Here is a 20,970-nt window from a genome sequence, read left to right on the forward strand (position 1 = left end):
TTCGGTTGCCGTTAGATCGGCCGCGGAGAAAGAGAGCTCGCACAGCAGGTGACGGGCACCGCGCAACGAAGAGAGAGGGGATCGTTCTATGGCACTGGAAGCAGAGACCAAGAAGGCGATCATCGAAGAGTACGCAACGCACCCCGGTGACACCGGATCCCCCGAGGTGCAGGTCGCGCTCATGACGCAGCGCATCAAGGACCTCACCGAGCACCTCAAGGAGCACAAGCACGACCACCACTCGCGTCGTGGCCTGTTCCTGCTCGTGGGTCAGCGCCGTCGTCTGCTCGGCTACCTCCAAGACATCGACATCGAGCGTTACCGCAAGCTGATCGAGCGTCTCGGGCTTCGCCGCTAAGCGCGAACCGCGTATATCGCTTTCTCGAAGGGTCGTCCCACGGTGTGGGGCGGCCCTTCGTCGTTGATGTGGGGGTGCGGGTGGGAATTGCTCAGCCGAGGGGCGGGGGAGTAGTCTCGGAACGCTTAGGTAAGGCTTACCGAATTCACCCCGAGGATCCGCGTGCTCGCTAGCTTTCTGATCGGCCTTCGCGAAGGGCTCGAAGCGGCGCTTGTCGTCGGCATCCTGGTGGCGTATCTCACACAGCTGGGGCGCCGCGACGTGCTGCCGCGCCTGTGGCTGGGGGTCGCGGGTGCGATTGCGCTGGCGCTCGCGATCGGAGCCTTCTTCACGTTCGGTGCCTACGCTCTGACCTTTGAAGCGCAGGAGATCATCGGGGGACTGCTGTCCCTGCTGGCTGTCGCGATGGTCACCTGGATGATCTTCTGGATGCAGAACCACGCGCGAACGCTCGCGAGCGGACTGCGCAGCGGCGTCGACCGGGCTATCGCCACCGGCGGACTGTGGGGCATCGTCGTTCTGGGGTTCGTCTCGGTCGCCCGGGAGGGCGTGGAGACGACGCTTCTGCTGTGGTCGATGGTGCAATCGTTCGGTAACGCGCCGGAGTCGCTCGCCGGCGCCGTGCTCGGCATCCTGTGCGCGGCAGTCCTCGGCTGGCTCGTCGCCCGCGGGATGCTGCGCCTGAACCTCCGCCGCTTCTTCACCTGGACCGGCGCATTCCTGATCGTGGTCGCGGCGGGCGTGCTGGCCTACGGCATCGGAGATCTGCAGGAGGCGGGCGTCCTCCCGGGTCCGAACACAGTTCTCGCGCCCGTCGTGGACGGAGTCGTCGCGGTCGGTTGGTCAGGATTCCCGTTCGGCTGGGCCTTTGATCTCACCACCGCGTTCGACCCCACGAGCCCGGCTGCCGGCATCCTGCAGGCAACCATCGGATTCACCGCCCGCATGAGCTGGTTACAAGTGATCGCCTGGATGCTCTACGTCGGGGTCGTCGGCGCTCTCTTCCTCGTGCGCGCGGTCACCGCGTCGCCGTCTCCGGCGCCTACACCGCCGACCGCCGGCCCCACGACGGACACGGCCGACTCGAACCTTCACTCGTCCGCTCTCAGTCCCCACAGCAAGGAGACCCATGAACACCCTCTCTCGTAGCCTCACCCTGGTCGCCGCGACCGCGGTCGGCTCCCTCGTCCTCGCTGGCTGCGTGGCCCGCGCCGATCAGGCAGCAGGCGACGCGCTCACCGTCACCTCGACGGATGACTCGTGCGAGATCTCCTCTGCCAGCTCTGCCAGTGGCACGCTGAACTTCGCGGTGACGAACGCAGGCTCGGAGACCACAGAGTTCTATCTGCTCGCCAGCGACGGGCTACGGATCGTCGGCGAGGTCGAGAACATCGCCCCCGGCGCATCGCGCACTCTCACGGTTCTGGCCCAGCCCGGCGACTACTACACGCTGTGCAAACCGGGAATGATCGGCGATGGCGTGGGCCGCGCGGCTTTCGCCGTCACCGGTGAGGCAGTCGAGGTGGACGCTCAGGATGCCGAACTCAAGCAGCAGGCGGTGGATCTGTACGCGGCATTCGTGAAGGATCAGGTGGGTCAGCTCGTTCCCGCCGTCGACGATTTCGTCGCAGCCTATGTCGCGGGCGACGACGACACCGCCCGCGCGATGTTCCCGCAGGTGCGCGCGTATTACGAGCGCATCGAGCCCGTGGCAGAGGCGCTGGGTGACCTCGACCCCCGCATCGATTTCCGTGAGGTCGACGCCGTCGCGGACGGCATCGACTGGACGGGCTTCCACCGGATCGAAAAGGATCTCTGGGTCCCCGCGACCGATGCCCTCAACTCCGATGGTGTGACCCTGGCATGGCAGGACTGGGCGCCGTCGACGCCCGAGCAGCGGGCTGACTTCGGTGACCTGCTCATCGCCGATGTGCAGGAACTGTACGACTACGTGCACGGTCAGGAGTTCGTGGACACACTCGAGTCGCAGGGCATCGCGGGCGTTTCCAACGGCGCAATCGCCCTGCTCGATGAGGTAGCGACCGGCAAGATCAGCGGCGAGGAGGACTGGTGGTCGGGTACCGACCTGTACGACTTCGCCGCCAACGTCGAGGGGTCGAAGATGGCCTTCTCACTCGTCCGCGACTTCGCGCTCTCGAGTGGCCCCGACGGGGAGGAACTCGTCGCGCTGATCGACGATGGATACGCTCAGCTGGAGGCGGAGCTGGCGGAGTTCGGCTCGCTCAGCGACGGATTCGTCTCATACGGCACACTGACGGAGGCTGACAAGCGCACGCTGTCCGACCAGATCAACACCCTCGCCGAGCCGCTGTCGCAGCTGACGGTGACAGTCCTGGAGTGAGTATGACCAATCCTGCATCGCAGGAACGCCCGGTGGCCGGGCTGAGCAGGCGAGGCCTGCTCGGCCTGGCGCTGGGTGCCGGCGCCGCGGGGGTCGCCGTCGGCGTCGGCGGCGCCGCGGTGGTGGCGCGCGTCTCGGACGCGCAGGCCGCGCCGCGCGCCGACACGCACCCCTTCTTCGGGGAGCATCAGTCCGGGATCACGACGGAGGTGCAAGACCACCTTCACTTCGCAGCCTTCGACGTGATGGACACGACCAGCCGCGAGGAACTGGTCGAACTGCTCCAGGACTGGAGCTATGCCGCGTCGAGAATGATGCTCGGGCTCGAGGTCAGCGCCTCCGGAGCCGTGGGCGGCTCACCGGAGGCGCCACCGGACGATACCGGTGAGGCGCTCGGGCTGCCGGCGAGCAATCTGACCATCACCTTCGGTTTCGGGCCTACGCTGTTCCGCACCGCGGACGGAGCAGATCGTTTCGGAATCGCAGCCCAGGCGCCTGAGGCGCTCGCGCCCCTGCCACCGTTCCTCGGTGACGACCTCGACCCAAACCACACCGGTGGCGACCTGTGCATCCAGGCCTGTGCCGATGATCCGCAGGTCGCCGTGCACGCCGTGCGCAACCTCAGCCGCATCGCGTTTGGACGAGCGCGCCTCCGTTGGTCGCAGCTCGGGTTCGGTCGCACCTCACGAACGTCAGCGCAGCAGCAGACCCCGCGAAATCTCTTCGGGTTCAAAGACGGCACCGCCAACCTCCTGGCGACCGACGAGGATGCGCTCGCCGAGCACGTCTGGGTCTCGTCCGAGGATGGCCCAGCCTGGCTCGCCGGGGGCTCGTATCTCGTCGCCCGCAAGATCGCGATGAAGATCGAGACGTGGGACCGGGTTCGCCTCGTCGAGCAGGAGCAGATCACCGGCCGCGCCAAAGGCAGCGGTGCCCCCTTGAGCGGAGGCGACGAGTTCACCGCTCCTGACTTCGCCACGCTCTCGGCATCCGGTGGAACCGCCATCGACCCTGCATCCCACGTCGCGCGGGCGCATCCCGACCACAACGGCGGCATCCGGATGCTGCGTCGCGGCTACAACTACGTCGATGGAAACACCGTGCTCGGCAGGCTGGATGCTGGGCTGTTCTTCCTCGGCTACGTGCGCTCGCCGGATCGGTTCATCACGGTGCAGCGCTCGGTCGCAACCGACCTCATGATGGAGTATCTCCTCACGATCGGATCGGGCATCTGGGCCATCCCGCCGGCGCCCTCGGAAGGCTCGTTCGTCGGCGCCGCGCTGTTCTCGTAGCCCGGAATACTGCCTGCGCGAGCGCTGCTGGAGTAGTCTCGGGCGTCGATGACGCTTACCGATGACGCCCGCGAGCGGGATGCGGCGATTCCCGACCTCGACTGGCGGGTCTTCCCCGCCGGGACTGTGCGTGACCAGTTCGATGCCCCGAGCGGGAAGCTCGCACGGGTGAGTCTCGGTAGCGGCGCGCGCGGACGGGTGGTGCTCTTTCCCGGCGTGACAGGTTCCAAAGAGGACTTCACGCTCATGCTGCCGCTCCTCGCCGAGGCAGGCTACCGCGTGGAGGCGTACGACCTTGCGGGCCAGTACGAGTCGAGGGATGCCGGCCCCGAGAACCTCGATCCGCCCCGGACCCGCTACGACTATCCGCTGTTCATCGAAGACCTGACCGCCGTCCTTGAGGACGGCGCGAGCGCCCACGTGCTCGGGTACTCCTTTGCCGGACTCGTGTCTCAGCTGATCGTCGCCGAGCGTCCGGAACTGTTCGCAACACTCACCCTGTTGTCCACTCCGCCCGCCACCGGGCAGGTATTCCGGGGCGTGAAGCGAATCGGCCGGTTCAGTAGTCTCGCGGGCCCGCGAAGCGGCGCCTCACTCCTGCTGTGGGGCATCCGGAACAACCTCAACCGGGTCCCGCCGCAACGCATCGCCTTCGTTCGTGAGCGATTCGCTCTGACCCGTCGCGAAAGCGTCGATGACATCGTCGGGCTCATGATGCGGATGCCGGATGTCGCGGATGCGGTGCGCGCGGCATCCGTGCCCACGCTCGTCGCGACGGGGGCACATGACCTGTGGCCCACCGAGCAATACGTCGCGTACGCACGGCGCATTGGCGCGCAAGTGGCGGTCTACGAAACGGGACATAGCCCGTGCGAGACGGCACCCCATCAGCTGGTGCGCGACATGCTCGCGATGTTTGCCGAGGTCGACGGTCTGCCCGATCCTGTCGATGCCGGGGAATAGATTCGCCGGCACCGCGTTGCACAAGATACATTCACTTGCATAGATCGGCCGCATACCCCGCGACCGGGAGCGGAGAGCACGATGAGCCAGATGCAGTTCGGGATCTTCACCGTCAGCGACATCACGGAAGACCCCACGACAGGTCACACTCCCAGCGAGGCTGAGCGGATCCGGGCGACGCTGCAGATCGCCAAGCACGCCGAGGAGGTGGGACTTGACGTCTTCGCCCTGGGCGAGCACCACAACCCGCCGTTCTGGTCTTCTTCGCCGACGACGACCCTCGCCTACATCGCGGGCCAGACCGAGCGCATCCTGCTCTCGACTGCCACGACCCTGATCACAACCAATGACCCCGTGAAGATCGCTGAAGACTATGCGATGCTCCAGCACGTCTCAGGTGGCCGGGCTGACCTCATCCTCGGTCGCGGCAATACGGGCCCGGTGTATCCGTGGTTCGGAAAGGACATCCGTCAGGGCCTGAACCTTGCCGTCGAGAACTACGCACTGCTTCACCGACTCTGGCGCGAGGATGTCGTGGACTGGCAGGGTCAATTCCGCACGCCGCTGCAGGGGTTCACGTCGACGCCGCGTCCCCTCGATGGGGTACCGCCGTTTGTCTGGCACGGCTCCATCCGCACCCCCGAGATCGCCGAGCAGGCCGCGTACTACGGCGACGGTTTCTTCGCGAACAACATCTTCTGGCCCAAGGAGCACTTCCAGCGGCTGGTCACCCTCTATCGCGAGCGGTTCGAGCACTACGGTCACGGCACCCCGGAGCAGGCGATCGTCGGGCTCGGTGGGCAGGTGTACATGCATCGAAACTCGCAGGAGGCAGTGCGGGAGTTCCGCCCATACTTCGATAACGCGCCGGTCTACGGCAACGGACCGAGCCTGGAGGACTTCACCGAAATGACGCCGCTGACGGTGGGTTCGCCGCAGCAGGTCATCGATCGGTACGCGGCGATGCGGGAGCACTTCGGTGACTACCAGCGCCAGATGTTCTTGATCGACCACGCGGGCCTGCCCCTGAAGGCCGTTCTCGAGCAACTCGACATGCTCGGCGGCGAGGTCGTGCCGGTGCTCCGTAAGGAGCTCGCGAAGGATCGCCCGGCAGGCGTCGCCGACGCTCCGACACACGAGAGCCTGGTAGCAGCGGCCGGGGGAGCGCGTGAAGCTCGGCCGCGGCCCAACCGCGGCGACAACGTCACCGGCGGCTCCCCGTACCGTGACAGCGCGCCGCTTGCAGGTGCCGCATTCGGTGCCGCAGCGACACGTCAGGGGGCGTGAGATGACCACGCGCCGCATCGCGGTCGTCACCGCGGGGCTCTCGAACCCGTCATCGACGAGGCTGCTTGCCGACAGGCTGGCGGAGGCCGTTCGTGCACAGCTGGCAGAGCGTGAGATCGAGGTCGGGGCGGATATGATTGAGCTGCGCGAGCACGCTCATGCGATCACCGACAATCTCCTCACCGGGTTCGCGCGCCGGGGGCTCGCTGAGGCGATCGAGACCGTGACCTCGGCAGACGCCCTCATCGCCGTCACGCCCATCTTTACGACGAGCTACTCCGGTCTGTTCAAGTCGTTCCTCGACATCCTGGATCCGGACTCGTTGCGGGGGATGCCGGTGCTGCTGGCAGCCACCGGCGGGTCACCACGCCACTCGTTGGCACTCGAGTACGCGATGCGCCCGCTGTTCACCTACCTGCACGCCAACCCGGTCTCAACATCCGTGTTCGCGGCATCGGAAGACTGGGCCGGCGGCGAGGGAGCATCCTCGCTACGTTCGCGCACTGAGCGGGCCGCGGGAGAGCTCGCGGATGCCGTCGCCCGTCGGGGCGCGACAGCTGCTGAGGACCCGTTCGACCCGGCGACCTACCTCGGTGAGGGTCGCTCGTTCGAGAGCCTGCTGGGCGGACTCAGCGCCGACTGACGCAGATACACGATGCCCCGGCCGCACCCGACGGCCGGGGCATCGTGAGTTCTCAGGCCCGGGCTGCGCCGCTGGCGAGCACGCCGCTGGCCTCGGTGTCGTCGGCAGCTCCCGCGGCCTCGACAGTCGCGGCGCTCGGCCGGCGGCCGATGCGCTTGAGGCCGATGACCGCGACAGCGGTGATGACGGCGCCGATCGCGATCGACAGCAGGAACCACAGGATGTTCCCGACGGCGAAGAGCACGAAGACTCCACCGTGGGGTGCCTGCGAGGTGACCCCGAAGGCCATCGAGAGCGCACCGGTCACGGCGCCACCGAGCATGGATGCGGGGATGACGCGCAGCGGGTCGGCTGCGGCGAAGGGGATCGCACCCTCGGAGATGAAGGATGCACCGAGCAGCCACGCCGCGACACCGTTCTCGCGCTCCACGGGAGTGAACTGCTTGCGGGCAAGCACCGTCGAGGCAAGAGCGAGTCCCAGCGGCGGCACCATGCCCGATGCCATGACGGCAGCCATGATCTCCAGAGGCACCTGGTTGGCCAACGACGCAGCGCCGAGGCCCGCGACGGCGAACGAGTAAGCGACCTTGTTGACAGGTCCGCCGAGGTCGAAGCACATCATGAGGCCAAGGATGACGCCCAGCAGCACGATCCCGACGCCGGTCAGGCTGTTGAGCCAATCGGTCAGTGTCGTCATCAGCCAGGCAATCGGTCCGCCGAGGAAGAGGATCATGGCTCCGGATGCGGCGATCGATGCCAACAGCGGAATGATGACGACCGGCATCAGGCCACGCAGCCAGCGGGGTGCCGGGATGCGGGTGAGCGAGGCTGCGACGAGGCCCGCGAGGAGGCCGCCGACGATGCCGCCGAGGAAGCCGGCGTTCATCATGACGGCGATCGTGCCGACCACGAATCCCGGTGCGATGCCGGGGCGGTCGGCCATTGCGTAGGCGATGAAGCCCGCAAGCGCGGGGACCAGGAAGCCCATGGAAGCTGCACCGATGACAAAGGCGACGGCGCCGATATACGTCCAGAAACCGCCGTCGGGAAGGTTCCACAGGGACGACGACGCGACGATGTCGCTGGCCGTCGCATTGATGTCGTATCCCGCGAGGCCGAAGCCGATGGCGATGAGCAGGCCACCGCCGGCAACGAAGGGGATCATGTAGCTGACGCCGGTGAGCAGCCAGCGTTGCAGCTTGCGCCCGGCGTGTTCGCTGGCGGTATCGGTTGTCGCCGTCGTGGTCTCGGTACCCGCGACCCGCGCAGCATCCGGGTTCGCGGCCGCGGCCAACGCCTCATCGATCATGGCTCCGGGAGCTTCGACGCCTCGCTTGACGGGCCCCTGGACGACGGGCTTTCCGGCGAAGCGTGCCCGATCGCGCACGTCCACGTCGACGGCGAAGATCACCGCGTCGGCGGCGGCGATGAGGGCAGGATCAAGGGCGGTCGACCCGCTCGAGCCCTGTGTCTCGACCTCGAGTCGGATGCCGCGCTTCTTCGCTTCGGCGACGAGGGCGTCGGCTGCCATGTAGGTGTGGGCGATGCCGGTCGGGCAGGCGGTGACGGCCACGAGCACGCGCTGATCCGACGACGCCGGCGCCGCGGCGTTCGCGGCAGGAGCGGGGGCGATCGCCTCGTCGATCAGGCTGACGACTTCGGGGGCCGAGGTCGCGGCGCGGAGCGCGTCGACGAACTCCTCGCGCACCAGCGCGCGGGCGATCGTGGAGAGGATCGCGAGGTGATCGGTGTCGGCTCCGATCGGCGCGGCGATGAAGAACACGAGATCGCTCGGGTCATCGTCGCCGAAGTCCACCGGATCCGACAGGCGTGCGAACGCGAGTGTGGGCTCCGTCACGGCAGCCGTGCGGCAGTGGGGTATAGCGATCCCGCCGGGCATCCCGGTTGAGGTCTGCGCCTCACGGGCGTGGGCGTCTGCCGCCAGCGCGTGGGCATCAGTGGCGCGACCCGCGCCGGCGACGATGGTGCTGAGGGCATCGATGACGTCCCCGGATGTCGCGCCCAACGCGACATCGAGAGCGACGAGCTCCGGGGTGATGATTGACATGTTCTCTCCTTCGAAGAACGTCACGGTGCTGTGACCATGGCGGGCAGGTGTAGTTCGGTGACCGTGACCTGGTCAGGGCGGGTGTCTGTGGGGCGCGGGATGGTGGTCCCGGGTAGGGAAACGGCGGCCGAGCCGTAGGCCACGGCGCGTGCTAGGCGCGCAGCAGGCGAGAGCCTTTCGGCGTCGGCGATGAGGTAGCCGGCCAAGGATGAGTCGCCAGCGCCGACGGTGCTGCGGGCGATCACCGGCGGGTGGGTGGCGTGCCAGGCGCCATCGGCCGAGGCGAGGACCGCGCCGGCGGCGCCGAGCGTTGCCAGCACGGCGGCGATACCGTCGGCCCGCAGTGCCGTGCACGCGCTGGCCACGGCCTCCGGTGTGCCTAGAGTCGCGGGGTTCGACCCGGTCAGCTCGGCGAGTTCTTCGAGGTTGGGTTTGATCAGATCGATCCGCACGCCCGCGGTGCGCAGTGCGGTAAGGGGTGCGCCCGAGGTGTCTACCGCGATTCGGACGGCGGGCGCTGCCATCCGTGCCGTCCGCGCCAGATCGGCGAGCAGTTCGACATCGGCGCCCGGGGGGAGCGAACCGGCAAGAACCACCCAGCTCGCCCGGGGGGCCTCCGCGGCCACGACGTCGTGAAGGGCTGCGACGGCGGCGGCGCTCAGGGGTGAACCGGGCTCGTTGATCTTCGTCGTGGTGCCGTCGGGTTCGACGAGAGAGATATTGGTGCGCACGCTCGCGCCGGGATCGACCGTGACCACGGCCAGCCCGCTTTCGACGAGTTCACGAACATAGGGGTCGTGGTAGTCGGCGCGAACGATGGCGCGGGTCGCGACGGATGCGTGAGCCAGCGCTCGCGAGACGTTGACGCCCTTGCCGGCTGCCTGCGAGCTGACGGCGCTCGCGCGAAGGACCGCATCGCGAACGAGGGGCGAGGGGAGCTGAATGGTGCGATCGACGCTCGGGTTGATCGTGACGGTGACGATCATGCGCGCACCAGATCCACGTCGGCTGCGCGCAGGGCAGCGCTCAGGTCGGCATCCGGTTCGCCGTCGGTCACGAGGGCGTCGATGTCATCGAGCCCTCCGAACCGTACGAGCGATTCTTCGCCGAGCTTCGATGCGTCAGCGACGACGATCACACGCCGCGCCGAGGCGACAGCGGCTCGTTTGACCTCGGCTTCGGCCTCGTCAGGTGTGCTCAGCCCGAATCTGGCGTTTACGGCGTTGGTCCCAATGATTGCCACATCCGGCCGCAAGCCCGCGATCTGGTCGATGGCTCCTGCGCCGACCAGCGCGCCGGTCACCGCTCGCAGTCTTCCGCCGATCACGCGCACCGCCGGGGTGGTGAGGTGGCTGAGCGTCGACGCGGTGATCACGGAGTTGGTGATGAGCGTGAGCGAAGCGTTGCCGTCCTCTCGGGCGGCCAGAAGCCGGGCGACGCGTGCTGCCGTTGACCCCGCGTCGATGTGCACGGCCCCGCCGAGACCGCGGGGGATCAGATCGAGCGCCGCCGCGGCGATGTGTTCCTTGGCTTCGGTCGCCGTGGCTTCGCGGGCCGCCAGACTCGGCTCGGCGGCGCTCGTTCGACCCGCGGGAACCGCGCCCCCGTGCACGCGCAGGAGCACGCCGTCGGCCTGCAACTGATCAAGATCGCGGCGGATCGTTTCTTGTGCGACGCCGAACAGAGCTGACAGGGCGGTTACCGATGCCCGGCCCTCGTCGGTGACGATTCCCGCGATGCGCTGCTGGCGCTCCGTCGCGTACATGTGTTCTCCCACCCGGCGTCATCCGTGACGTCGAAATCTGTGTATGTGTGAGATTAGCTGTGTATGTGTGAGGTTACAAGAGTTAATCTGCATTTCGGTCGCGCGACCGCGGATGCCGCTGGCGTGCTGGATCCGCCCCGGAGGCTGGGGCACGGCCACCGCGGGCATCTCGAACTGCGGCGCGAGCTACGCGGAGGTGTCTTTAGCGCCGGGGGAGCGGCTGCCCTGCGCGGATGAGATGCGCGTCACGATCAGGTCGATGACGATCCCCAACACGATCGCGACACCGATGGAGATGAGGACGGCGACCACGGGTCCACCCGGAACCAGTCGTCCGACGATCGCTCCGACTGCAGCCTGATACACCGCCCATCCCGTGGCGGCCGCGGCAACAAGAATGAGGTATCGAGGAGCCGGAACCCGCGATGCTCCAGCCGTCAGATTCACCGCCAATCGGGCGAACGGGATGAACCGGGCTGTGAAGACTACTGTCGCGCTCGATCGGTGCAGTCGCCGGTGGGCCCAGCCGATGGCGGCACTCACTCTGCGACCCCGCATCCACGCCCACCGGTCCAGCCCGACGCGGCGCCCGACGACGTACACGATCATGTCGCCGAGGAACGCTGCGACCGCGGCCAGTAGCACAACGCCCAGGAGTGGCGGTGAGCCGACGGTGACAGCGAGCGCACCGAAGGCGGTCACGGCGACCTCTCCCGGGACCAGCACCAGGAGGCTGTCGGCGAGGACGAGCGCGAACATGAGAGGGAGTGCCCAGGGGCTGCCGGCAACGTGCGTCAGCACCTCATCGATCACACTTCTGGGTAACACGCGCGGGTGAACGGAGACGGAACGGGGCACGTCCGGTGACGCGCTAGCGTGCATCCGGTGAACTCTCGGCGACCGTGCCTGCCTCAGCGTGTTCGGCGATCCGACAGGCGTCACCCTGGAGCCGTGAGAGTCGCGGTATTGGCGGAATCGTTCCTCCCCCACATGAACGGAGTCACCGGCTCGGTGCTCCAGATCCTTCGTCATCTCGCGAACGAGGGACACGAAACCCTTGTCATCGCACCCAAGGCAGGCGACGTTGAGACGGATCTGCGCGGCGCTGATCTGTCCGGCGCTCGCACGACAATGCTGCGGTCGGTGCCGCTGCCCTCGTACCCACAGGTGCGGGTCGTGTTCGCTCGCGCGGCGAAGCTCGCGGCGCACCTGGGCGAGTTTCGACCCGATGTCATTCACCTGGCATCGCCCTTCGTGCTGGGCTGGCAGGGAACTGCCGCTGCCGACGCGCTGAAGGTTCCGGTTGTCGCGGTCTACCAGACGGATGTCGTCGCTTATGCCCAGAAGTACGGGCTGCCGGCTGCGACATCGATCGTGCAGTCGCACCTGGCGCGCTTGCACCGGCGTTCGACGTTGACCCTGGTGCCGTCTTCGGCGAGCATGTCTCAGCTCGAAGGTCTCGGCATTGATCGCCTCCGCCGGTGGGGGCGGGGAGTGGATGCCATCCGATTCGCTCCCGAGCACCGGAGCGCTGCGTGGCGCCAGCGCGTGGCCCCGGGTGAGACGATCATCGGCTACGTGGGCCGGCTCGCCCCCGAGAAGCAGGTCGAAGATCTCGCCGCGCTGCACGATCTTCCGGGAAGCCGCCTCGTGATCGTCGGTGACGGACCGTCAAGACCAGCGCTCGAACGGTCCCTCCCGCGCGCTGTCTTTCTCGGACACCTGTCCGGCGACGCTCTCGGCGAGGCGATGGCATCCTTCGATGTCTTCGTTCACCCCGGCGAGAGCGAGACGTTCGGTCAGACGATTCAGGAGGCTCTCGCGGCTGGAGTTCCCGTCGTCGCGACGGGCACAGGCGGGCCGGTCGATCTGGTTCGCAGCAGCGTCGACGGATGGCTCTATCGGCCGGGCGACCTCATTGATCTCCGCGCGCGCGTGTCAGACCTCATCGGAGACGAATCCAAGCGGCGAGCCTTTGCGGCCGCGGCCCGCGAATCCGTGCGCGAGCGCACCTGGGAGGCTCTGGGCCGCCAGCTTGTCGGTCACTACGCAGAGGCCCGGATGCTCCGCCCGATCGATGACGCCCTGTTCGCGCGTGCGGCGACTCGCCCCGCAGCTCCGCCCGCACCCGCGACGGAGGGAACCCCGCGGTGGTCGCGTTTCGTTGCCCTCGGTGATTCCTTGACCGAGGGGCTGTGCGACACATCGCGGATGCCGAAAGGTCAGTATCGCGGGTGGGCCGACCGTCTCGCGGATCTGTTGGCCGGCGCCCGAGAGGCGAGACTTCCAGCGAGCGCGGAGCCGTTCCGGTACGCGAATCTCGCTGTGCGCAGCCGCAAGATCCGGGACCTCCTCGACGAGCAGCTCCCGCGCGCGCTGGAGATGGCACCCGATCTGGTGTCGGTGTTCATGGGCGCAAACGACCTGGTCAGCCGCGGAGCCGATCCGCTCATCCTGGCGAAGGGGCTCGAACGGGCGGTCGTGGATTTGCGGTCCCGCGGGATCGATGTGCTGCTGGTGAGCATCGTTCTTCCCCGGCGGCCCGCAGCCATGATCTTCGCTCGCCGCGTTGCCGTCTACAACTCCGAAATCAGACGCATTGCGGCCAGCACCGGCTGCATGCTGCTGGATCTTGAGGCCCAGCCGGCGATCAGTGACCTCGACATGTGGGCCGACGACAAGGTCCACTTCCGGTCGAAGGGTCATCGCTTCGTTGCCTACCGGGCTGCTGAGGCGCTCGGCGTCCCGTACGCTGACGAGCTGGCGACGCTCGACTCGGCTTTCCATGACGATGACGACCCGAACCCGCGCGGCTGGGTTCGTCGCGATGCGGTGCCCTGGCTCTGGCGGCGACTCCGTGGACGAACCGCGGGGGACGGCTTGAGCGCGAAGCATGCGGATTACGTAACGATCTCGCGGCGGCCGGCGACCGTTTCCGAGTCGCCGGTCGTGCCGGATGCCGGAGCGAGCCCGGTGCGTGACGGAGCGGAGTCGCCGGGCGCCGACCCGACACGGCGAGTGCGCCCCTGATAGGATCGTCCGGGTTGCCTTACGGCATCCGCTCAACTTCACAGTGAGCTTCATGGAGCAGGCCGGCAGGAAGCTGGTCCCCTGTGGTGGGTTCCCCGTCGTGTTGCGCCGGGTGGTCTTCTACTGGTGGCCAGCGCCGACGATTCACGCGGCGTTATGCCGCACGCTCGATACTGCCTGTTCCTGCTCCTTCGCATGTGCTCGCGCGCCACACGGGTGCGCGAGTCAAAACAAAGAAGGAGAGACCTCTTGGAAGGTCCTGAAATCACCGCCGCTGAAGCCGTTCTCGACAACGGCCGCTTCGGCACCCGCACCGTCCGGTTCGAGACCGGACGCCTGGCCCAGCAGGCTCAGGGCGCTGTTGCCGCGTACCTCGACGAAGAAACCATGCTGCTCTCGGCGACGAGCGCCGGAAAGCACCCTCGCGAGGGCTTCGACTTCTTCCCCCTGACGGTGGATGTCGAAGAGCGCTCCTACGCCGCCGGAAAGATCCCCGGTTCGTTTTTCCGTCGTGAGGGTCGCCCCTCGACCGAGGCGATCCTGGTCTGCCGTCTGATCGACCGTCCGCTGCGCCCCTCGTTCGTCTCGGGGCTGCGCAACGAGGTGCAGATCGTTGTCACGGTGCTCTCGATCGCGCCGGGTGAGTTCTACGACGCGCTCGCGATCAACGCGGCATCCCTCTCGACCCAGATCTCCGGTCTGCCTTTCTCGGGTCCCATTGCCGGTGTACGCCTCGCGCTGATCCCCGGCCACGGCGAGCACGCCGACCAGTGGGTCGCGTTCCCCAAGGCCGAGCAGCTCGAGGATGCGGTCTTCGACCTGATCGTCGCCGGGCGCGTCCTGCCCGACGGTGACGTCGCGATCATGATGGTCGAGGCCGAGGCCACCGAAGGTAGCTGGAACCTCATCAAGGGCGGCGCCACCAAGCCCAGCGAAGAGATCGTCGCGCAGGGCCTGGAGGCCTCCAAGCCCTTCATCAAGGAGCTCGTGGCCGCGCAGAACGTCGTCGCGAACACCGCCGCGAAGGAGATCCAGCCCTACCCGGTCTTCCCCGCGTACGCCGACGAGACCTACGACTTCGTCGCCGGTCGCGCTTACGACAAGCTCGTCCCGATCTACCAGATCGCCGACAAGGTCGAGCGTCAGAACTCCGACGATGAGCTCAAGGATGCCGTCAAGGCAGAGCTGGTCGCCGCCGTTGAAGCCGGTGAGCTGCCCGAAACGGCTCTGGGTGAATTCTCGGCAGCGTACAAGTCGGTGACCAAGAAGATCGTTCGTGGTCGCATCCTCACCGACGGTGTCCGCATCGACGGCCGTGGGCTTGCCGACATCCGTCCGCTGGATGCCGAGGTCCAGGTGATCCCGCGTGTGCACGGTTCAGCGATCTTCCAGCGCGGTGAGACCCAGATCCTGGGCGTCACGACGCTGAACATGCTCAAGATGGAGCAGCAGATCGACTCGCTCTCGCCCACGACGAGCAAGCGGTACATGCACCACTACAACTTCCCGCCGTACTCGACCGGTGAGACCGGTCGCGTGGGAAGCCCGAAGCGCCGCGAGATCGGCCACGGGTTCTTGGCCGAGCGTGCGCTCGTGCCGGTGCTGCCCCCGCGCGAGGAGTTCCCCTACGCGATCCGTCAGGTGTCCGAGGCGCTCGGCTCCAACGGATCGACCTCGATGGGCTCGGTGTGTGCCTCGACGCTGTCGCTGCTGAACGCGGGTGTGCCGCTTCGCGCGCCCGTCGCCGGTATTGCGATGGGCCTCGTCTCGGACGAGGTCGACGGTCAGACCCGCTACGCGGCGCTCACCGACATCCTCGGTGCAGAAGACGCTCTGGGCGACATGGACTTCAAGGTCGCCGGCACGAGCGAGTTCGTCACCGCTATCCAGCTCGACACGAAGCTCGACGGCATCCCGTCGTCTGTGCTCTCGGCTGCGCTCACGCAGGCCAAGGAAGCGCGCCTGACGATCCTGAACGTCATCAACGCTGCTATCGACGGCCCCGATGAAATGGCTCCGACGGCGCCGCGCGTGATCAGCGTGCAGATCCCCGTCGACAAGATCGGTGAGCTGATCGGGCCCAAGGGCAAGACGATCAACGCGATCCAGGATGCGACCGGCGCCGACATCTCCATCGAAGAGGACGGCACCGTGTACATCGGCGCTACCGACGGTCCGTCGGCCGAGGCGGCCCGCGCCCAGGTCAACGCGATCGCCAACCCCACCAACCCGGAGGTCGGCGAGCAGTTCCTCGGAACCGTCGTCAAGATCGCGACGTTCGGGGCGTTCGTCTCGCTACTTCCGGGCAAGGACGGCCTGCTCCACATCAGCGAGGTCCGCAAGCTCGCCGGTGGCAAGCGTGTCGAAAACGTCGACGATGTCCTGTCGGTCGGGCAGAAGCTGCTGGTCAAAATCACCAAGATCGACGACCGCGGCAAGCTCTCCCTTGAGCCCGTGATCGACGAGCCCGCCGATCAGGAGGGCCGTGCCGCAGCAAACGAGGGTCCCGAGGCTCCCGCGGAAGGCTGATACCCGTTGTCGAGAACGCCCGTCCCTCCGGGGGCGGGCGTTCTCGCGTTCGGCGTGATCGAAGCGTTATGTAATATTCACGCCTGTGTTGCCTGGCGTCGCCGCGCCGCCGCCGGTAAGCCGTAACCTCGAAACACGCGCCGGGGAGCGCGTCGGCATCCGTCACTCACCACCACGGATACCGTGAAGGGGGTGAGGGAATGGCTGCTTTTGGCCTCGGTGCCGCGGCAACGGCAGGAGCCGGAGCGGTGAACCCCGCCCACCCGTCAGCCCCAATCCCCGTCCTCGGGCAGCCGCTCGGCTCGAGCGTGCGCGTCGACCTCGGCGAGACGGGCATGTCGGTCTTTCCCCTCATTCTTGGCGGCGGTGAGTTTGGCTGGACGGTTGACGCGGCCACGAGCCACGAGATCCTCGACACGTACGTTCGGGCAGGCGGCAACGCCATTCACACCGCTGACAGCTTCTCGGGCGGGCGCAGCGAACACATCATCGGCCGATGGATGGCAGACCGCGGCATCCGGGATGACATCGTTCTCGCCGTTCGCGTCGGTGCGCATCCCGACCACCCGGGACTCGGGCCGGTAGATCTCGTGCGCGCTGCAGAGGCTTCGCTCACGCGGCTCGGCACCGACCGCATCGACGTTCTGTACCTTGACGCTCGTGCTGACACGACCACCGCGGTCGAAGAGACACTCGCCACCGCGGAGTGGCTCATCAGCGCGGGTAAGGTGCGCGCGATTGGAGCGATCGGCTATCAGGCTGCGCAGCTCGTGGAGGCGCGCATCCTGTGCTCGGCGGGTTATCCGCGCATCTCGGTGCTGGATGTTCCCTTCAACGTGTTGCGGCGGCATGAGTTCGACGGCGACCTGCGTCTGGTGGCCAACGCCCAGTCGATGGCGGTGACACCCTCGCACGCCCTCGAGCACGGGTTCCTCTCGGGGTTGCACCGCGACCGCATGAACGGACCGCTGTCGGTTCGCGCGAAGCAGATCACCGCGAACGTCAACCGCCGCGGTACACGCACCCTGAAGGCCCTGGACGCAATCGCTGCGGATCTGGGTGTCACGAACGCCTCGGTAGCCGTGGCCTGGCTTCTTGCGCAGCGCATCATCACGGCGCCGATCATCAACGCGTTCGCCCCGCATCAGGTCGACGAGCTCGTCCAGGGCGTGGGTGTGCGACTCACCCGCGCCCAGCTGGCAGATATCGCCCGCGCGGCAGACTGAGTCACCCCGCCTCGGGGCCGAGAGGTTAGGGTAGGACTGTTCCGAGCACGTCGAGGAAGCGGCCCCGTGACCCACTACATCTACCTCGTTCGCCACGGTGAACATCTGGATGCCGAGCATGGCCTGATCGACGGACCCCTCTCGCCGCGCGGCAAGCGCCAAGCAGCGCTCCTGGCCGACCGCCTCTCGGGAATCCCCTTCAACGCGCTGTGGCATTCCCCGCTCGACCGTGCCGCCGAGACGGCGCGGGCGATCGCGGAGCGGATGCCGGCGCTGGCCCCGACGCCCTCCGCTCTGCTGTTCGACTGCGTTCCCACCGGCATGGTCGAGGAGACCCCCGCCGTGTTCGAGCCGTTCTTCGGAGCTGTCACCGAGGAAGAGATCGAGGCCGGCCGTGCGCAGATGGCCGACGCCGTCAATGCGTTCCTGGTGCGTAAATCCGGCGAAGTCCATGAACTGCTCGTGACGCATAACTTCGTCATCGGGTGGTTCGTTCGCGAGGTCCTGCAGGCTCCCGAGTGGAAGTGGATGACGCTGAATCAGGCCAATTGCGGTCTGACGGTGCTCGCGCAGAAGCAGGGAAGGCCGTGGACCCTGCTGTCGCACAACGACCTCGCGCACCTGCCGGTCGAAGACCGCACGGGGCTTCCCGAGGCCTACGCGTTCTGAGCTACGCCGAGACTGCCGGTTGCCGCGGATAGGCTGGAGCCCATGACCACACGCGTCGCCATCGTCGGTGCCACGGGAAAGCTCGGCGGAATCATCCGCGACGTCGTTGCTGCTGAGCCCGGATTCGAGGTCCACTCCGAGCTCGATTCGCGCTCAGCGATGTCAGAGCTCGATGGCGCCGACCTCGTCGTGGATGCGACAACTCCCGCGGTGTCGATCGACATCGTCAAGGCCGCAGCCGAGCGGGGCATCGACATCATCGTCGGGACTTCGGGGTGGTCGGCCGAACGCATCGCGCGCGTGCGGCCCGAAATCGAACAGGCCGGGATCCGGGCGGTGTTCATCCCGAATTTCTCGCTCGGATCAGTGATCGGCTCGGCGCTGTCTGCTGCTGCGGCCCCCTTCTTCTCGTCGATCGAGATCATCGAAGCCCACCGTGAGACCAAGATCGACTCGCCGTCGGGTACGGCGGTGCGCACCGCCGAGCTGATCGCTGCGGCCCGTGCGGATGCCGGTCCCGTCGCCGCCCCCCATGTCGACCAGCGGGCGCGAGGGCAGCAGGTTGCGAGCGTTCCCATCCATTCCCTCCGGAGGCCCGGAGTGGTTGCAAGCCAGAGCGTCCTGCTTTCGGGACCGGGGGAGACGCTCACCCTCACCCACGACACCATCGACCCTGCAGCCGCCTACGCGCCAGGCATCCGCCTCGTGCTCGGAGCAGTCTCGCGGCGCGTCGCCGGAGTCGAACCCGGCCGAGTCCTGATCGGGCTTGACGCTTTCCTCGACATCGGGGTTCGCCTACCGGCGTTCGTCGACCAGCCGCCCGTGGATGAGGGCGGCGTGCCGGGGCAGGTAGCCCGCGCCACCGGCGCATGAGTTCGCGCATCGCCGTCGCGGTGATGGCTGCGCTCCTGCTGCTGTACATCGCCCTGGTAGCCCAGCGGGCGTGGCTGCTGCTGGTCAGCGGCGACCCGGTCGGGGTGGCGATGGGAGCGGTGCTGGTGGTGCTGCCGATCATCGCGATCTGGGCGCTTGCGCGGGAGCTGTGGTTCGGTGTGCGGGCCGAGCAACTCGGTCGGCGCCTCGAGGCCGAGGGTGAGCTGCCTGATGATCTCGTCGCGGTGCGCCCGAGTGGGCGCGTCGTGCGCGCTGACGGGGATGCGCTTTTCCCCCGTTTCAAAGCGGATGTCGAAAGCGCACCCGACGACTGGCGGGCCTGGTATCGGCTCGGGATCGTCTATGACGCGGCTGGTGACCGACGTCGCGCACGGGCCGCAGCGCGAACCGCAATCCGGCTCGAGCGCGGGCGGGGTCAGCAGAGCTGACCGATAACCGTCAGCTCTGGCCGACCGCCGCCCGAACGGCGTCCTCCGCGCTCTCGTGCGTCCACGAGAAGCCGGAGGCGGCGAGCACCTCGGGGATCAGGTAGGCGTCCGTGGTCAAGAGCGACTCGGTCGGGTCTGACCCCAGTACAAGCTTCAGGCCCCACTCCGGGGCGCGCAGCAGGTACGGTCGGTTCAGCTCTCGCGCCAGGGCGAAGCCGATGTCGTTCGCGGTGGCTCGGGTCGGGCCGCACAGGTTCACGGGCCCCATCGTGCCGGTGTCGATGACGTGCCGGATCGCTCGGACCTCGTCATCCAGCGAGATCCACGGCCACACTTGCGTGCCTCGCCCCAGCGGCCCGCTGAGCCCGAGCTTCGTGAGCAGGATCAGGGGTTTGAGCACACCATCACGGTGAATGATCGGCGCTGTTCGCAGCGTCGTGACGCGCGCATTGTCGCCGGCGCCGTACGCGGCGCTTTCCCACTCGCCGCACAGATCAGCGAGGAATCCGTCGCCGCGGGGGGCGTCCTCGGCGATCGGGCCACCGGGATGCGTGCCGTAGTAGCCGACGGCGGATGCCGACACGAAGTGCGGTGCGCTCTCGCCCAACTCCCGTACGGCGCGTGCCACGGCGCGGGTCGGCGTGACGCGCGACCACAGCAGCGTGTGCTTGTACGACGACGTCCAAGGGAATCGGCCGATGCTCGCTCCGTTCAACCCGATGACCGCGTCAGCGCCGTCCAGCACTGCCGGGTCGAGCACGTCGGAGTCGACGAGCCACGGCACCTCGTCAGCACCCGCGTCGCGCGTGCGGACGAGGGTCGTCACGCGGACGCCGTCGGCCCGCAGACTCGCGGCGAGCGTCCGGCCGATGAGGCCGGACGCTCCACCGATGACGACGTGTCGCGGAGCCGACTCAGGCAAGCGTCGCCTCGAGGGTGATTTCAATTCCCGCCAGAGCTGCCGAGACCGGGCATCCGGCCTTCGCGGCGCTCGCGATGCGATCGAAGTCTTCCTGGGAAAGGCCCGGGACCGACGCGTGCACGTTGAGGTGGCTTCCGGTGATGCCCGTGCCGGGAATGAAAGTGACAGCTGCCGAGCAGCGCACTGACTCGGGGGGCGTGCCGTTCTGGGTGAGCTCGTGCGAGAACGCCATGCTGAAGCAGGACGCGTGGGCTGCCGCAATGAGTTCTTCGGGTGTGGTGACTGTCGAGGACCCTTCGCTGCGGGCCTTCCAGTTGACATCGAAAGTGCCGAGGTGCGAACTGTCGAACGTCACTGTTCCCGATCCATCGGTCAGGCTGCCGTTCCAGACGGTGGTGGCTTCGCTCGTCACGGACATGGGGACCTCCCTGGTCGTCATGCACCCGGAGTGGGCGCTTCCGCGGTCAGCCTAACGGCGTTTCGCGGGGGAGGGCAGGCTCCTGACCAAACCCGCGCCGCCGGCCGGATATCCGG

General features: G+C 67.5%; 19 protein-coding genes. 13 read left to right on the top strand and 6 right to left on the bottom strand.

Annotation, left to right across the window (positions count from 1 at the left end):
* Positions 1-88: 88 nt before the first annotated feature.
* The 7 genes from rpsO (at position 89) to B4F19_RS05785 (ending at position 6,905) form a co-directional block, all read left to right on the top strand.
* Complete coding sequence (rpsO, locus tag B4F19_RS05755) at positions 89-358, top strand: 30S ribosomal protein S15 (RefSeq protein ID WP_228177722.1); 270 nt, start codon at positions 89-91, stop codon at positions 356-358.
* Positions 359-520: 162 nt separating this feature from the next.
* On the top strand, positions 521-1,507 hold the full coding sequence (gene efeU / locus B4F19_RS05760) for an iron uptake transporter permease EfeU (protein ID WP_292733295.1): 987 nt from the start codon (positions 521-523) through the stop codon (positions 1,505-1,507).
* Positions 1,488-2,720, top strand: coding sequence for an iron uptake system protein EfeO (gene efeO, locus B4F19_RS05765; protein ID WP_228177724.1), 1,233 nt, complete (start codon positions 1,488-1,490; stop codon positions 2,718-2,720). The genes efeU and efeO overlap by 20 nt, the downstream gene beginning before the upstream one ends.
* Positions 2,721-2,722: 2 nt before the next feature.
* Positions 2,723-4,012, top strand: a complete 1,290-nt coding sequence (efeB, locus tag B4F19_RS05770) for an iron uptake transporter deferrochelatase/peroxidase subunit (RefSeq protein WP_292733298.1) — start codon at positions 2,723-2,725, stop codon at positions 4,010-4,012.
* Between the two features lie 48 nt (positions 4,013-4,060).
* Entirely contained in the window at positions 4,061-4,975 is a 915-nt protein-coding gene (locus B4F19_RS05775; protein WP_292733302.1) for an alpha/beta fold hydrolase, read from the top strand.
* 90 nt (positions 4,976-5,065) lie between these two features.
* Positions 5,066-6,262, top strand: coding sequence for an LLM class flavin-dependent oxidoreductase (locus B4F19_RS05780; RefSeq protein ID WP_292733397.1), 1,197 nt, complete (start codon positions 5,066-5,068; stop codon positions 6,260-6,262).
* 1 nt (position 6,263) lies between these two features.
* Complete coding sequence (locus B4F19_RS05785) at positions 6,264-6,905, top strand: FMN reductase (protein WP_292733305.1); 642 nt, start codon at positions 6,264-6,266, stop codon at positions 6,903-6,905.
* 52 nt (positions 6,906-6,957) lie between these two features.
* On the opposite strand, the gene B4F19_RS05790 is transcribed toward B4F19_RS05785, so the two are convergent.
* The 4 genes from B4F19_RS05790 to B4F19_RS05805 all read right to left on the bottom strand — a co-directional run bounded on the left by B4F19_RS05790 (position 6,958) and on the right by B4F19_RS05805 (position 11,539).
* Positions 6,958-8,973, bottom strand: a complete 2,016-nt coding sequence (locus B4F19_RS05790; protein WP_292733308.1) for a PTS fructose transporter subunit IIABC — start codon at positions 8,971-8,973, stop codon at positions 6,958-6,960.
* A gap of 20 nt (positions 8,974-8,993) precedes the next feature.
* Positions 8,994-9,959, bottom strand: a complete 966-nt coding sequence (locus B4F19_RS05795; RefSeq protein ID WP_292733311.1) for a 1-phosphofructokinase family hexose kinase — start codon at positions 9,957-9,959, stop codon at positions 8,994-8,996.
* The gene (locus B4F19_RS05800) at positions 9,956-10,738 is read right to left on the bottom strand and encodes a DeoR/GlpR family DNA-binding transcription regulator (protein ID WP_292733314.1); all 783 of its coding nucleotides are present in this window, start codon (positions 10,736-10,738) and stop codon (positions 9,956-9,958) included. Before B4F19_RS05800 ends, B4F19_RS05795 begins: the two co-directional genes overlap by 4 nt.
* A 186-nt stretch (positions 10,739-10,924) precedes the next feature.
* Complete coding sequence (locus B4F19_RS05805; RefSeq protein WP_292733317.1) at positions 10,925-11,539, bottom strand: DedA family protein; 615 nt, start codon at positions 11,537-11,539, stop codon at positions 10,925-10,927.
* 150 nt (positions 11,540-11,689) lie between these two features.
* Between B4F19_RS05805 and B4F19_RS05810 the strand changes: the two genes are divergently transcribed.
* From B4F19_RS05810 to B4F19_RS05835, 6 genes are all read left to right on the top strand, one after another.
* On the top strand, positions 11,690-13,768 hold the full coding sequence (locus B4F19_RS05810) for a glycosyltransferase (protein ID WP_292733320.1): 2,079 nt from the start codon (positions 11,690-11,692) through the stop codon (positions 13,766-13,768).
* A gap of 249 nt (positions 13,769-14,017) precedes the next feature.
* Positions 14,018-16,297 carry a polyribonucleotide nucleotidyltransferase gene (locus B4F19_RS05815; protein WP_228177733.1) on the top strand — a complete coding sequence of 760 codons (2,280 nt, stop codon included), beginning with the start codon at positions 14,018-14,020 and terminating at the stop codon, positions 16,295-16,297.
* Positions 16,298-16,497: 200 nt separating this feature from the next.
* Positions 16,498-17,523: an aldo/keto reductase gene (locus B4F19_RS05820; RefSeq protein ID WP_292733323.1), complete on the top strand. Its 1,026-nt coding sequence runs from the start codon at positions 16,498-16,500 to the stop codon at positions 17,521-17,523.
* Between the two features lie 66 nt (positions 17,524-17,589).
* Positions 17,590-18,192, top strand: a complete 603-nt coding sequence (locus tag B4F19_RS05825; protein WP_292733325.1) for a histidine phosphatase family protein — start codon at positions 17,590-17,592, stop codon at positions 18,190-18,192.
* Positions 18,193-18,234: 42 nt separating this feature from the next.
* On the top strand, positions 18,235-19,065 hold the full coding sequence (gene dapB / locus B4F19_RS05830) for a 4-hydroxy-tetrahydrodipicolinate reductase (RefSeq protein WP_292733328.1): 831 nt from the start codon (positions 18,235-18,237) through the stop codon (positions 19,063-19,065).
* The gene (locus B4F19_RS05835) at positions 19,062-19,514 is read left to right on the top strand and encodes a hypothetical protein (protein WP_292733331.1); all 453 of its coding nucleotides are present in this window, start codon (positions 19,062-19,064) and stop codon (positions 19,512-19,514) included. The genes dapB and B4F19_RS05835 overlap by 4 nt, the downstream gene beginning before the upstream one ends.
* A 10-nt stretch (positions 19,515-19,524) precedes the next feature.
* On the opposite strand, the gene B4F19_RS05840 is transcribed toward B4F19_RS05835, so the two are convergent.
* Together B4F19_RS05840 and B4F19_RS05845 are read right to left on the bottom strand one after the other, a co-directional pair.
* Positions 19,525-20,436: a TIGR01777 family oxidoreductase gene (locus tag B4F19_RS05840; RefSeq protein ID WP_292733334.1), complete on the bottom strand. Its 912-nt coding sequence runs from the start codon at positions 20,434-20,436 to the stop codon at positions 19,525-19,527.
* On the bottom strand, positions 20,429-20,854 hold the full coding sequence (locus B4F19_RS05845; RefSeq protein WP_292733337.1) for an OsmC family peroxiredoxin: 426 nt from the start codon (positions 20,852-20,854) through the stop codon (positions 20,429-20,431). The genes B4F19_RS05840 and B4F19_RS05845 overlap by 8 nt, the downstream gene beginning before the upstream one ends.
* Positions 20,855-20,970 lie beyond the last annotated feature (116 nt).

The organism is Microbacterium sp. UBA1097 (genome assembly GCF_002313585.1).
GTDB lineage: Bacteria > Actinomycetota > Actinomycetes > Actinomycetales > Microbacteriaceae > Microbacterium.

Bases quoted from the DNA above. Each gene is read 5' to 3' on its own strand.
- efeO (WP_228177724.1), top strand. From the start codon at position 1,488: ATGAACACCCTCTCTCGTAGCCTCACCCTGGTCGCCGCGACCGCGGTC.
- B4F19_RS05795 (WP_292733311.1), bottom strand. From the start codon at position 9,959: ATGATCGTCACCGTCACGATCAACCCGAGCGTCGATCGCACCATTCAG.
- B4F19_RS05790 (WP_292733308.1), bottom strand. From the start codon at position 8,973: ATGTCAATCATCACCCCGGAGCTCGTCGCTCTCGATGTCGCGTTGGGC.
- B4F19_RS05780 (WP_292733397.1), top strand. From the start codon at position 5,066: ATGCAGTTCGGGATCTTCACCGTCAGCGACATCACGGAAGACCCCACG.
- B4F19_RS05845 (WP_292733337.1), bottom strand. From the start codon at position 20,854: ATGTCCGTGACGAGCGAAGCCACCACCGTCTGGAACGGCAGCCTGACC.
- B4F19_RS05820 (WP_292733323.1), top strand. From the start codon at position 16,498: ATGGCTGCTTTTGGCCTCGGTGCCGCGGCAACGGCAGGAGCCGGAGCG.
- B4F19_RS05835 (WP_292733331.1), top strand. From the start codon at position 19,062: ATGAGTTCGCGCATCGCCGTCGCGGTGATGGCTGCGCTCCTGCTGCTG.
- rpsO (WP_228177722.1), top strand. From the start codon at position 89: ATGGCACTGGAAGCAGAGACCAAGAAGGCGATCATCGAAGAGTACGCA.
- B4F19_RS05785 (WP_292733305.1), top strand. From the start codon at position 6,264: ATGACCACGCGCCGCATCGCGGTCGTCACCGCGGGGCTCTCGAACCCG.
- dapB (WP_292733328.1), top strand. From the start codon at position 18,235: ATGACCACACGCGTCGCCATCGTCGGTGCCACGGGAAAGCTCGGCGGA.
- efeB (WP_292733298.1), top strand. From the start codon at position 2,723: ATGACCAATCCTGCATCGCAGGAACGCCCGGTGGCCGGGCTGAGCAGG.
- B4F19_RS05775 (WP_292733302.1), top strand. From the start codon at position 4,061: ATGACGCTTACCGATGACGCCCGCGAGCGGGATGCGGCGATTCCCGAC.
- B4F19_RS05800 (WP_292733314.1), bottom strand. From the start codon at position 10,738: ATGTACGCGACGGAGCGCCAGCAGCGCATCGCGGGAATCGTCACCGAC.